Source organism: Bacillus sp. FSL R10-2201, assembly GCF_038008665.1.
GTDB lineage: Bacteria > Bacillota > Bacilli > Bacillales > Bacillaceae_G > Bacillus_A > Bacillus_A mycoides.
On the sequence record NZ_JBBOZP010000001.1, the window covers coordinates 2912796 to 2925170 of the forward strand.

Genomic DNA, 12375 nt, shown 5'->3' on the forward strand with positions numbered 1-12375 from the left:
TTTTGTATTTTATATCCTATTTATTACCATTCCCCTTAATACGCAATAACATGAATATAATTCATACAAAAAAACTGAGGTGGACATCATCCACCTCAGTTTCTTTACGAAAACAAAAACTTATTTAATCGAAGATAACCCTTTGGCAAATTCACCAATCTTATTTTGAAAAATAAAATCAAAATTGTATTCTTGTCCCGTTAATTCTTCATTTACTAAAATTGTTGTTGCGCCTACTTCCCTCTTTGCGATTTCTGGGAATGACGCGACAGGCTGTACTTTGAGTGACGTCCCCATTACAAGAAGTACATCTGTTTCATATAAACGTTTGATCGCATTTTGATACTGAGGTAACGTATCTCCGTATAAAACAACATCTGGATTTAGTATGAAATTACACTTCTCACAACGCGGCACTTCATGATCAATCATATATTGTAAATCATACCCCGTTTTACACTTTGGACAATGCGCTGTTTGCAGTGTTCCATGTAAATCAATTACATGTTTACTACCACCTACTTGATGTAAACCATCAATATTTTGCGTTAAAATCGTTATGTCTTTTCCTTGTTCTTCTATCTCTGCTAAAAAGCGATGCCCAAGATTTGGTTTATATTGATGAAACGTATTAATTTGAAAGATTTCTTTATAATGCTTCCAAAACTCTTTCGGATTTCTATTATAATAGCCTCTAGACAAATACATCTCTATATTCGCATCAGCATATAATCCATTTACTGAACGAAAATCAGGGATTCCACTTTCCGTACTTGCACCAGCCCCTGTTAACACTGTAATTTTCTTTGCTTTTTCTAATATCGAACGTACTTCCTCATATTGCTGCACAAAAATCACCTCTATGTATTTTCCTATACTTATTATATCAGTTGTTTACAGTAGGTGTTGTACAATTCGGTTTACTTACTACGTTGCATTATCTAAACCCAAACCAATTTAATGGTGTAAGAAAGTTATCTTGGGATCAACCATCCTACACTATCACTTCTCATATTGCAAAGGATGGTAGAGAGTTTATTCATCCACAAGAAAATAGAAGGTTAACCGTTCGAGAATGCTTAAGATTAATGAGTGTTCCAGATACATACGTTATTCCGCCTCATATACCATTAAATCAACAATATACACTTATTTTAGTAATGGCGTAGCATTCTTAATAGCTAAAGCACTCTCACAATCAATTCTGGATTGTTTAGAGGTAGATTCAGTGAAAGGTGTGTCTAATGAGTAAATGACGATTTTTCAATTCATTTAGAAAGCAGCCAGAAGGCTGCTTTTCTTCATCGACGGGCTTAGATAGTTATGGACTACTGGGAACCTCTTAAGTTATACTTGTATAATATAAAAAATTAATAAGGGGTAATATTAACATTATGAAAGAAAAAAACGAACTTGTTCAAAGTATTCCGCAAACAGGATTTTTTGGGCATCCAAAAGGATTATTCTCTTTATTCTTCACTGAGTTTTGGGAAAGGTTTTCTCATTACGGGATGAGAGCTATTTTACTGTATTATATGTACTATTCGGTCTCAAAAGGTGGATTAGGAATTGATCAATCTACCGCAACCTCGATAATGGCAATTTACGGTTCCTTACTGTTCATGTCTAGTATTATCGGTGGATGGATATCGGATCGTTTATTTGGTCCAAGTAAAACCGTATTCTTTGGTGGCGTTTTAATTATGATTGGCCATCTTATTTTAGCTTTACCGGGTAGTAAAAGTGCGTTATTTATCTCTATGGTCTTCTTAGTTCTAGGAACAGGGTTGTTAAAGCCTAACATATCGAACATCGTAGGAAGTTTATACAGTGAAACAGATGCGCGTCGTGACTCAGGGTTCAGCATATTCTACATGGGTATTAACTTAGGTGCCTTACTTGCACCTTTAGTTGTCGGAACATTAGGTCAGCAATATAATTTCCACCTTGGTTTTGGAGTTGCGGCAATTGGTATGGCAATTGGGTTAGGGGTATTTGTTGGAACAAAAAAGAAAAACCTTGGTCTAATCGGTACACAAGTACCTAATCCATTATCAGATTCGGAAAGAAAAAAGACTATTAAGTATTTCAGTGTTGGTCTGGTTGTATTAATATTGCTAGGTGTGGTTACAATTCCAACTGGGTTGTTAACTATAAATCGTTTTACATTCCTGATTAGTATCTTAGGGATTGTTATTCCAGCCTATTATTTCATTTATATGTATCGTAGTCCTAAAACAACAAAAATAGAGCAATCTCGTCTTCTTGCGTATATACCACTCTTTATTGCAGCTACAATATTTTGGTCTATACAAGAACAAGGTGCTATTATCTTAGCGACATACGCGGATCAACGAACTCAATTACAGTTCAATGGAATTACATTGCATTCCGCTTGGTTCCAATCATTAAGTCCAATCTTTATCGTAACGCTTGCACCGATTTTTGCATGGATTTGGATAAAGTTAGGCAAGAAGCAGCCTTCAACGGCAAAAAAATTCGCTATTGGATTGCTATTTGCAGGTTTATCATTCTTAGTTATGATTATTCCGGCTTTAATCAACGGTACTCACTCTTTAGTGAACCCTATGTGGTTAGTCCTTAGCTTCTTTTTAATTGTAATTGGAGAAGTTTGTTTATCTCCTTCAGGGTTATCAATAACGACGAAGCTGGCTCCAGCTGCTTTCTCTTCGCAAACCATGAGCTTATGGTTCTTATCAACTGCGTCTGCGCAAGCAATAAATGCCCAAGTTGTTAAACTGTATAATCCTGCAACAGAATCAATTTACTTTGGTGTTATTGGTGCTATCTCCATTTTAGTTAGCATCCTGCTGTTTGCATTATCATCAAAAATCCAAAGTTTCATGAAGGGACTTCAATAACGGTCTCTTATTGAAATAAACAAATACAAGTTTCTATGTGAAGAGTAGCCAAACGGGTTACTCTTTTTTGTAAAGGTTAGATAAATATTGCATTCTTACCGTACTTATATTTAAATTTATCAGTTTTGAAAAATCATAGTACAATTAACAATTCTGATGATTATCTCTTACCCAGTTATACTTTACTAATGGAAAAAATTCACTCTGTTTGTTTTACATAAAAATGGTGTGATATTTTTATCACACCATTTTAAAATCATTACTTTGTATATCTTTGAGTTTATCAGAACTTAACTTTTTATCCATTCATATAGACGAAAATTCTACATCATTAAGAAACTATTTAAAAAGTTTCCTTTTATTTGGAACAATTCCATATTTGTTAGAATACTCCCATTGCAACCTTTCCCTTTATATTCTATACTGCATCTTCAATTACAAAATACAAACACACAAAGAGGGCTGCATCAGCCCTCTTTAATTAACATGCTTTTTACTTAATGCGTCGCACCGCCGCACGCTACAATATCTACTTCCACTTCCGTCGCTACCTCAATTGCCAACTCTATCCCTTTACGAATCGTAGAAAGTGACATACTCGGTTGCCCTGGATAATTGCTCGCTTGCTCTGGCAAGAACGGAATATGAACAAATCCGCCTTTTATTTTCTTATCATGTTTCTCTAGTTCGTGCATGAGACCATAGAATAAATGATTACAAACGAATGTACCTGCGGTTTGTGAAACAGATGACGGTATACCTTCTTCGCGAAGTTTTTTCACGATTGCTTTCATCGGAAGTGTAGACCAATACGCAATAGGTCCTTCTTCTACAACCGGCATATCCACCGGCTTGTTCCCTTCATTATCAGCAATTCTTGCATCATCAACATTAATTGCTATTCGCTCTATCGTAACATCTGGTCTGCCCCCAGCTTGTCCAATACATATAATAATGTCAGGCGACAACTCTTCTATATACGCTTTTAATACTTGTATCGATTTATGAAATACCGTTGGAACTTGTTTACTTATAATCTTGTATTCTCCAATTGTTTTTTCATGTAAACTTTTTGCGACTTCCCAAGCTGGGTTGATGCTTTCTCCGCCAAACGGATCAAATCCTGTTACTAATACTGTTTTCATAGTTTCACTCTCCTAATTAGAAACGATATACAAGGCCGTACATTATAAACATATTTATAATGAAAATGGACAGAGCAATTGGTACTTGCGCCTTAATGACAGCATTCTTATCTTTCAATTCTAAGAGCATTGCCGGAACGATGTTAAAGTTTGCCGCCATTGGAGTAATCAGTGTTCCGCAATATCCAGCAAACATACCGAGTGCTGCCATAATTGCTGGGTTCCCGCCGTGCATTTGAACAATTAAAGGCAAGCCAATTCCGCCAGTAATAACCGCAAACGCAGCGAAAGCATTTCCCATTACAACTGTGAATAGCATCATTCCTAAACAGTACGCCATAACAGCAACGAATGGATACTCTGTTGGTAACACTTGTCCGACTAAATCAGAAACGACCTGGCCAACGCCAGATTTTGCGAAAATACCGCCAAGCGCTGCTAACATTTGTGGTAAAATAACAGCCCAGCCGACAGCCTGTAGTAATCTGCTTCCTTCTTGAACAGGCGTTGTTATTTTCGCTTTTGTAATACGCATCGCTGCAACGAATGCGAGTAATGCACCTAACGCTAATGCAACTAACGTTACTTTATCAGGATCAACAAGAGAGACATTTCCCCATTTGATTTTCCCTAATGTCAGTGTACCGATAATTGTAAAAATAGGTATTAACAGTGCAGGCATAAAAATTTTATTCTTTAATTTCTCAGCATGTTTCACACGTTCTTGCACTGGTACTTCTTTCTCCTCGGATTTTGTTACTTTATTTAATGAAGCTAACACGACCATAGCGAGTACGATACAGCCAACGTAAAACGAAGGTATTACATTTCCAAATAAAAATGTAACTGCAAACAATGCCCAAAATAAGCTAGAACCGAATCGGTTTGGATGTTCACGATCAAATGCAATACGAACAGCGATAAATGCAACGATTATTCCTAATACATAATAAATTGTATCCATTGTTATGATGTTCATCTTATATAGCCTCCTTCTCTTGTTTTTCTTCTGCCTTCATTGTTTTCTCTATATACTTATCAAACCTTCTAAACCTAATCCAGCTCACAATAAGGGCAGATATCGCAGTTGGAATACCCCAAAGCGCCATATCCCATACACCGACATGCATACCTACTGAATCGAAGAACCCTTTCATTAATAAAATGGCACCAGTTGCGATGAAAATATCCTCTCCGAAAAACCAAGCTGTATTTTCCGCAGCTGCTGCGTTTGCTTTAATCTTTTCTCTCAATTTTTCAGGGAGTTTACCATATTTACCTTGTGCAGCTCCTTCTGCCATTGGCGCAACTAGCGGTCTCACTGTTTGCGCATGACCACCGATATTAAGTCCAAGTGCTGCTGATGATTCTCTTATCGTAAAATATGACATTAATACTCTTCCAGTTGTTGCTCCTTTTGATTTCGTTATAAGTGCTTCTGCTCTTTCTTTTAAACCGTAACGCTCTAAAATTCCGATTACCGGTAAAGTTAATATGATTGGCATAGACATATATCTGTTTTCTATGAAAAATTTACCGAACATGCTAATCACATCATAAAAGCTTAAGCCTGAAACCATACCAGTAACAATACCCGCAACCATTACTACTAACAGTGTATTTAATCTAAATAAAAACCCAACTGCAACAAGTAGTATCCCAATTAATTTAATCATTTCCAGCACTTCCCCTCATTTATTATTTCGGTGCACTTATAGAAACACCGTTAAGTTCGAATGTTCTGTATATTTTTTCCGCAAATTGTACTGCTTTCTCTCCGTCCCCGTGTAAACATATCGTTTGCGCCTGAACTGCTACTTTCTCCCCATTAACCGATTCTACATACCCTTCCTTCACCATTTGAAGTACTTGTTTTATCGCTTCATCTTCATTTTTTATAAGAGCATTTTCTTCTGTACGGCTCGTTAAAGTTCCATCCTGCTTATACGTACGATCAGCAAAAGCTTCTTGTACGAGAGTTATATTATATTTTTCTGTTGCCTTTATAAATGCCTCACTATTCGCTAATCCGTAAAGTAATAATCCAGGGTTAATATGATAAATTGCTTTTGCGATTGCATCCGCAATTTCCGAATCAGTTGCCGCCATATTATATAAGGCACCGTGCGGTTTTACATGTTGCATTTTCCCTCCGGCAGCTCTAACAAATCCTTCTAATGCGCCAATTTGATATAAAACATAATCGTACACTTCACTTGCTGAAACGTGCATATTCCTTCTTCCAAATCCAATTAAATCAGGAAATCCAGGATGCGCTCCTATTGCTACGTTATGCTGCAGAGCTTTTTCAACCGTTTGCCTCATAACGGCCGGATCACCCGCATGAAAACCACAAGCAACGTTTATAGAGGAAACGAACGGAAGAATTTCATCATCATTCCCCATTTTATAAGCTCCAAAACTTTCTCCTAAATCACAGTTCAAATCGATTGTAGTCACGATGTTTTCCTCCTAATCTCAGCTTCGTAAAGCGATGAATTTCTTTAATAGACTCATACTTGTTTCCTGTTCTATATATAAGTGTGCAGCTTCTTCCATAGTTATTTTTTCAAAAGTTACATAGTCTCCTGGTTTCAGCTGCGCTAGAAGAGGTAAATCTACTGAAACTACATTTCCAATTCTCGGATAACCACCTGTCGTTTGTCTATCCGCCATTAATATAATAGGCTGTCCACCATTCGGTACTTGAATTGTTCCGAATGTAACTGGGCTCGATAAAATTTCTATCTCTTCAACTCTATTTAAAACATCTCCGTCAAGCCTATATCCCATGCGATCAGCATAATTGGATACTTTATACTCTTTCGAAAAAAACGACTTTATACTTTCTTCTGTAAATTGATCATATTCAAAGTCTGTTATGACGCGAAGAATAGGCTGCTTCTTATATTTTGGTAAAGTATTGTTACAAATTGCCCACTTCGTTTTTATACGCTCTTCTTCTTGTAAATTCCGAATGAAACGACTCCCAACTTCTGCCCCTGTACCAATTTGAAAATAATCTCCTTTTTTCAGCATTCTCCCTTCAATACCGCCAAGAGCAGCACGTATGTAAGTACTTTTACTTCCCATCGTACGATCAATATTTATACCACCCGCAAAAGTCACATACGCCCTGCAACCGCTTTTCGCTTTTCCGAGACAAAGCATGCTTCCTTCTTCAGCTAATATGGGACGCCATAATGGAATGCGTTCTCCATTTAACAACGGTTCCATATCTGCTCCACCAATCGCGAGCAAAGTCGTTTTCTTGATTAACAATTTAGGTCCCATTATTGTAATTTCGAGTCCAGCCTCATTCTCCTCATTACCTACTAACATATTAATCATCCTGAGCGCATTTTTATCCATAGCCCCGCCAACAGGTACACCGTATTGTTGATAATGAGATCGTCCTAAATCTTGGACTGTTGTAAACATTCCTGCATGCAAAACCTCTACATCCATTCTTTAGCCCCCTCAAGCGATACGTACTCTTCCTTTGTTATTGGTATAAATCGTAAATACATACCACTTTGAATATATGTTGGTGTTTCTTCTTTTGGATTAAATAGAGAAATAGGTGTTCGGCCGATAATATTCCAGCCTCCTGGTGTTTCAAGCGGATAAATACCTGTTTGATTTCCGCCAATACCTACTGAACCAGGAGCAATTTGTAACCGCGGCGTTTCTTTTCTAGGTGTTTCTAGTTCTTTCGGTAATCCGCCTAAATATGGGAACCCAGGTGTAAAACCTAACATATACACGAAATATGTTGTTTCACTATGTATTCGAATAACATCCTCTACTTGTAATCCTTGATAATATGCAACCTCTTCTAAATCAGGTCCATATTCTCCCCCGTAACACACCGGTATAGAAATATGTTTCACATCTCGGTTCACTTCTTCTTTATAAGAATCACACAGCTCCTGTATATACTGGCAAACGTGATCATATGGCCTTTCACTTCTCTCGTTTTGCTTCCATACTTCGTACAAATTGTAGTACACCGCTAATGAAGTAAACGATGGAACGCATTCAACCATTCCTGCAAACGGATGCCGCCTCAGCGCTTGAAATAATCGTTGTACTTTTTCGTATATATCCATCCCAATTTCTTCACCAAATGTAACAATAATTGCTTGATCCCCTAACGCAGAAAATTTCATCCCACTCCCTCTTTCTATACCCAAAAGCCGAGTTCTTTCGAAATACGGTATGCTGTTTCTTTCACTTTCGCAGTAAAATATGAAATGTTACTTTCGCTATACTCAATTGCTAATCCCGAAATACTAATGCCAGCTACAACCGTTCCATCACTTGCAAAAATTGGTGCTGCTATAGCTGCTGTATGATTTTCTAATTCAGAGTAGCTAATTGTGTACCCTTCTTTTTTCGCCATATGCAATACTTCTAACAAATGCTCCTTATTCACGATCGTTCCATCCGCAAACTGCTTTAAATCTGTTTCCTCTACGTACTTTCTTTTCTCTTCCTCAGAAAAATACGATAGTAAAATTCTCGGACATGCACCCGCATACAGAGGAGCCCTTCTTCCAACCGCCGTATAAACACGTACCGGCTGAGCTCCTTCCATTTTTTCAACATAAATTGCATCATTACCATCTTGAATAATTAAATTTACTGCTTGCCCTAAACTATCTCTAAGCTCTTTCATATAAGGTATCGCAATATTTCTTACGGATAACCTTTGTGAAACAAGTTGACCAAATCGTAAAAAAACGACTCCGAGACGATACTTCCCCTTTTCTGTTTTTTGTAAAAAGTCCATTTCTTCTAACGAGCCAATTAAACGATAAACAGATGTTTTCGGCATATTCGTAAGCTGAACCATCTCTGTTAAACTTAGCTCCTCATGCTCATAAAACAACTCCAAAATATCCATTGTCTTAACTGCCGTTTTATTTATACTCATCCTATCTCCTTTAAGTTCCGAATTTCGGAACTTAAATTCCGTTTTTCGAAACAAACCTATAATTTAAAATTATAAAATATTCTTTCAATTCTATCAATATATTTTTCACAAACAAAAAAGTATGGAAGAATATTTCTCCCATACTTTCGCTTTACTTTATAACGCTCTCACTTGTTTCAATGGCCAGAAAACAGCTTGTCCTTTTCCGACAATTTCATCTTCTGAAATAAACCCAAACATACGACCGTCTTTAGATACTTCACGATTATCTCCTAAAACAAACACTTGGCCTTCTGGCACTTTCGTTTTCCCTGTGATTTGTTCTAACGTAAAATCAGGAGTTAATACACGACCTGACGCCTTTTCTTTAAATTCTTTTAAATACGGTTCTTCCATCGCTTTTCCGTTTACATATAAAACATCATCTTTATACTCAACTGTATCACCTGGTAAACCAATTACTCGTTTTACTAAATCGTACCCTTCTTTTCCGTGGAAGACGATAACGTCAAAACGGTCTAACCCGCTTATACTATAACCAATCTTATTCACGAGAACTCGCTCATTATTTTCTAAAGTTGGCATCATCGATTCCCCTTGTACTAATGAAGGTGTAAATAAAACACCGCGAATAATAGCGATTAATACAAGGGTAAATCCTATCGTTTTAGCCCATGAGAATAATTCTTTCTTCGTATTTTCCTTCATCGTTTCTCCTCTTTCTTAAGTGTTTATTTTATTATTTGAACTAATTCTTGTACTAAATTAGGATCAATTTCAGAAAAACATGATTTCCCTTCTCTTACCGCTGTACCGACATGAGCTTGAGAAATTCCAGTTTCATCTAGCAATTGTTTTACATTCTTTTTCGTTACTCCGCTTCCGACAACAAGCTGTATATTCCCTTCACTTTCCTTTTGCATTGCTGCAAGAACCGGAATATTATCTACTACATTTCCTTGTCCGCCTGAAGTTAAAACGTGAGTAACTTTATTGAATTTCTTCAAAACTTTCATCGCTTCTACTGGATTTTCTGTATCATCTATCGCACGGTGATACGTTACATTTATTCCATCTACAACAGATAATAAATCTACTAATTTCTCTTCATCAACTTCATTTTGTTCATTTAACACACCTAATACAACACCAGCAGCTCCAAGATTTTGAGCAACTACAATATCTTCTTTCATCATTTCAATTTCTTCTTCCGTATATGTAAAAGACTTCGCATGCGGACGAATCATAACATGAACTGGTATTTGCACTGCATCTACTGCTTTTTTTATAAAAGCATAGCTCGGTGTTAAACCACCTTCTGTATATGATGAAATGAGTTCAATTCGATTTCCACCAGCCTTTTCAATTCGCTTCACATCTTCTAAACAAGTTGCAATAACCTCTAGCATGAGATAACCTCTTTTCGTACTTTTTTCTTATTATACAGTAGGTGAAATAAGAAACATAGCATTCCACTATAAAACTACAAAAAGAAGAATGAAAAGAAAGATTTATTGAATTGATAATAAATATCATATATGTTATGTTTTTCTTAAAATTATACATTCTTATATTCTTATAAAAGGAGAGAAATATATACTTCTTACAAAAAAACGGTTCGTTATCTCTAGTTCATTTATTGTAATTGCATCACTTTGCGCGATTACTTTATTAACAAAACCAAATACAAAACTAGCTTCCTCACCTTCAAGTATAGAAACAGAAACGATTACCCTTTCATCAATCAATAAAGAAGAAACTCAAACCTTTCGTTCATCTTCTCAATTAAATTCAAAGAAGATCGTTTAGTAAAACACACGTTACAGCCAAATGAAAGTAAATCCTTTCCTTTACGTTCACTCATCGCCAATCCTTTACCAGGTGAGTATTCATTATTTGCACATAATCAAGACGGTTCTGAAAGTAGTATGAATCTTGAAGTGCAGCCACAATAGAACAAAATAAAAAAGCTATCCTCTTATCAAAAGGATAGCCTTTTTATTTTGTAAAACGAGAATTCCCTCTTCTTTGAACAATGACATAATACATGGAATTATATCAACGATTCACCGACAACGAAAAGCCTGTTCCTGAACGGAACAGACTTTATATTTCTTCATTACGACCGAAACACCGCATCCGCCAGCATAGACAGTGTTACATCATCCATCGGCGGATTGTGTAGTCCTGCTCTGACGTTTAAATAATAGTGATGAAGCGGATTTTTTTCTGATAAACTTTTCGCTCCTACGATGCGCATTGCTTTATCTACAATAGATATCGCCGCATTTGTTACCGCGTATTTCACTGCCGCAAGTTCTGCTTGCAATGATAATTTATCTTCTGCCTCATCGTATTTTTTCGCAATTTGATATAAAAAGACACGAGCTTGCATAAGCTCAAGTTCTAATTCTCCAACTAACCTTCTAACATTCGGTAATAAACTTATAGAATGATTTAAACTGTTTGGCTTGTATGATACCGCAAACTGAACTGCATAATTTCTTGCTGATTGTGCAATTCCTAAATAACATGCTGGTATATGTAGCAACCAGCCAATACCCTTAGCTTTAACTTTTGAACCCTTTATATCAGTGAAAAAGCGATCTGGTATCTCTACATTTTGTAAAACGAGATCATGGCTCGCAGTTCCTCGCATTGCGATGCTATCCCACGTTTCTTCAATTGTCACGCCTTGCGTATTCTTTGGAATGACAAACTCTCCGATATCTTCCTGGCCTTCAATACTTGCTGAAATGATAAAATAATCAAGTACTGGTGCCATTGTCGTAAACGTTTTTCTTCCATTTATAATCCACTTCTCACCTTTTTTGACAGCTAACGTCTCTGGTTTCCCGCCGCGCGTAGGACTACCTGTATTCGGCTCTGTCGCTGCTCGATTAAAAAGCGCACCATTACGTACTTCTTCACAAAACCAAGTGAACATTTCCTCATTCCAAGAACGATTTTCAGCTAATTCCTTTACAATGCCAAGGTGCCATCCAATCGATAATGCGGTAGCACCGCAGCCTTCTGCTATTTTCTCTTGAAATAAAACGAAGTCATATAAAGAAATCGCATTGCCTCCCAATTCTTTTGGCAACGTTAATTTCGTATATCCGATATCTTTCAAATTATTAATATTTTCATACGGAAATGATCCTAATTCACTTAGTTGATGCTCCCTTTCCATGAACTTCGGAATCAATTTATTTATTTTCTCAATAACTAAAGATTGTTCTTCTGTTTCAACAAATGAGAGTGCCATACATAATCTCCTTTATGTTCGATTCATAAACCGTTCATTTTGTCATTATGATTATATGAAGTTACTTCTCTATTGTTTCACTATTCCGATAAAAATACAATGCTTTTGAACAATAAGAAAAGTTCCTATAAAAAGGATAGG

At 36.5% G+C, this 12375-nt stretch carries 14 protein-coding genes; 2 read left to right on the top strand and 12 right to left on the bottom strand.

Annotation, left to right across the window (positions count from 1 at the left end; translation table 11 throughout):
• Positions 1–120: 120 nt before the first annotated feature.
• Positions 121–849 (bottom strand): NAD-dependent protein deacylase, encoded by a 729-nt coding sequence (locus tag NSQ69_RS15100; protein WP_063225754.1) that lies wholly within the window; start codon positions 847–849, stop codon positions 121–123.
• Between the two features lie 83 nt (positions 850–932).
• Between NSQ69_RS15100 and NSQ69_RS15105 the strand changes: the two genes are divergently transcribed.
• Positions 933–1169, top strand: a complete 237-nt coding sequence (locus NSQ69_RS15105; protein ID WP_078203533.1) for a DNA cytosine methyltransferase — start codon at positions 933–935, stop codon at positions 1167–1169.
• 225 nt (positions 1170–1394) lie between these two features.
• Positions 1395–2882 carry a peptide MFS transporter gene (locus NSQ69_RS15110; protein ID WP_002127991.1) on the top strand — a complete coding sequence of 496 codons (1488 nt, stop codon included), beginning with the start codon at positions 1395–1397 and terminating at the stop codon, positions 2880–2882.
• 497 nt (positions 2883–3379) lie between these two features.
• Here the strand turns inward: NSQ69_RS15110 and pcp are convergent, their stop codons facing one another.
• The 11 genes from pcp to NSQ69_RS15165 all read right to left on the bottom strand — a co-directional run bounded on the left by pcp (position 3380) and on the right by NSQ69_RS15165 (position 12234).
• The gene (gene pcp, locus NSQ69_RS15115; protein WP_002127993.1) at positions 3380–4027 is read right to left on the bottom strand and encodes a pyroglutamyl-peptidase I; all 648 of its coding nucleotides are present in this window, start codon (positions 4025–4027) and stop codon (positions 3380–3382) included.
• 16 nt (positions 4028–4043) lie between these two features.
• Positions 4044–5006 (bottom strand): DUF979 domain-containing protein, encoded by a 963-nt coding sequence (locus NSQ69_RS15120; RefSeq protein WP_001021656.1) that lies wholly within the window; start codon positions 5004–5006, stop codon positions 4044–4046.
• A gap of 1 nt (position 5007) precedes the next feature.
• Entirely contained in the window at positions 5008–5703 is a 696-nt protein-coding gene (locus NSQ69_RS15125; RefSeq protein WP_000593391.1) for a DUF969 domain-containing protein, read from the bottom strand.
• 22 nt (positions 5704–5725) lie between these two features.
• On the bottom strand, positions 5726–6487 hold the full coding sequence (gene pxpA / locus NSQ69_RS15130) for a 5-oxoprolinase subunit PxpA (RefSeq protein WP_050000596.1): 762 nt from the start codon (positions 6485–6487) through the stop codon (positions 5726–5728).
• An 18-nt stretch (positions 6488–6505) separates the two neighbouring features.
• Positions 6506–7495: a 5-oxoprolinase subunit C family protein gene (locus NSQ69_RS15135; RefSeq protein ID WP_002127996.1), complete on the bottom strand. Its 990-nt coding sequence runs from the start codon at positions 7493–7495 to the stop codon at positions 6506–6508.
• The gene (pxpB, locus tag NSQ69_RS15140; protein ID WP_002127997.1) at positions 7486–8199 is read right to left on the bottom strand and encodes a 5-oxoprolinase subunit PxpB; all 714 of its coding nucleotides are present in this window, start codon (positions 8197–8199) and stop codon (positions 7486–7488) included. The genes NSQ69_RS15135 and pxpB overlap by 10 nt, the downstream gene beginning before the upstream one ends.
• Positions 8200–8213: 14 nt before the next feature.
• Positions 8214–8966, bottom strand: a complete 753-nt coding sequence (locus NSQ69_RS15145; RefSeq protein ID WP_002165511.1) for an IclR family transcriptional regulator — start codon at positions 8964–8966, stop codon at positions 8214–8216.
• Positions 8967–9122: 156 nt separating this feature from the next.
• Positions 9123–9674, bottom strand: coding sequence for a signal peptidase I (gene lepB / locus NSQ69_RS15150; protein WP_002013664.1), 552 nt, complete (start codon positions 9672–9674; stop codon positions 9123–9125).
• Positions 9675–9697: 23 nt separating this feature from the next.
• Complete coding sequence (locus NSQ69_RS15155; RefSeq protein ID WP_002033012.1) at positions 9698–10375, bottom strand: copper homeostasis protein CutC; 678 nt, start codon at positions 10373–10375, stop codon at positions 9698–9700.
• Between the two features lie 159 nt (positions 10376–10534).
• Positions 10535–10714: a hypothetical protein gene (locus tag NSQ69_RS15160; RefSeq protein WP_158080572.1), complete on the bottom strand. Its 180-nt coding sequence runs from the start codon at positions 10712–10714 to the stop codon at positions 10535–10537.
• Between the two features lie 371 nt (positions 10715–11085).
• Positions 11086–12234, bottom strand: a complete 1149-nt coding sequence (locus tag NSQ69_RS15165) for an acyl-CoA dehydrogenase family protein (protein ID WP_341099445.1) — start codon at positions 12232–12234, stop codon at positions 11086–11088.
• Positions 12235–12375 lie beyond the last annotated feature (141 nt).

Coding starts and splice junctions, on each gene's coding strand:
- NSQ69_RS15135 (WP_002127996.1), bottom strand. CDS start 7,495: ATGGATGTAGAGGTTTTGCATGCAGGAATGTTTACAACAGTCCAAGAT.
- NSQ69_RS15110 (WP_002127991.1), top strand. CDS start 1,395: ATGAAAGAAAAAAACGAACTTGTTCAAAGTATTCCGCAAACAGGATTT.
- lepB (WP_002013664.1), bottom strand. CDS start 9,674: ATGAAGGAAAATACGAAGAAAGAATTATTCTCATGGGCTAAAACGATA.
- pcp (WP_002127993.1), bottom strand. CDS start 4,027: ATGAAAACAGTATTAGTAACAGGATTTGATCCGTTTGGCGGAGAAAGC.
- NSQ69_RS15155 (WP_002033012.1), bottom strand. CDS start 10,375: ATGCTAGAGGTTATTGCAACTTGTTTAGAAGATGTGAAGCGAATTGAA.
- pxpB (WP_002127997.1), bottom strand. CDS start 8,199: ATGAAATTTTCTGCGTTAGGGGATCAAGCAATTATTGTTACATTTGGT.
- NSQ69_RS15125 (WP_000593391.1), bottom strand. CDS start 5,703: ATGATTAAATTAATTGGGATACTACTTGTTGCAGTTGGGTTTTTATTT.
- NSQ69_RS15145 (WP_002165511.1), bottom strand. CDS start 8,966: ATGAGTATAAATAAAACGGCAGTTAAGACAATGGATATTTTGGAGTTG.
- NSQ69_RS15120 (WP_001021656.1), bottom strand. CDS start 5,006: ATGAACATCATAACAATGGATACAATTTATTATGTATTAGGAATAATC.
- NSQ69_RS15165 (WP_341099445.1), bottom strand. CDS start 12,234: ATGGCACTCTCATTTGTTGAAACAGAAGAACAATCTTTAGTTATTGAG.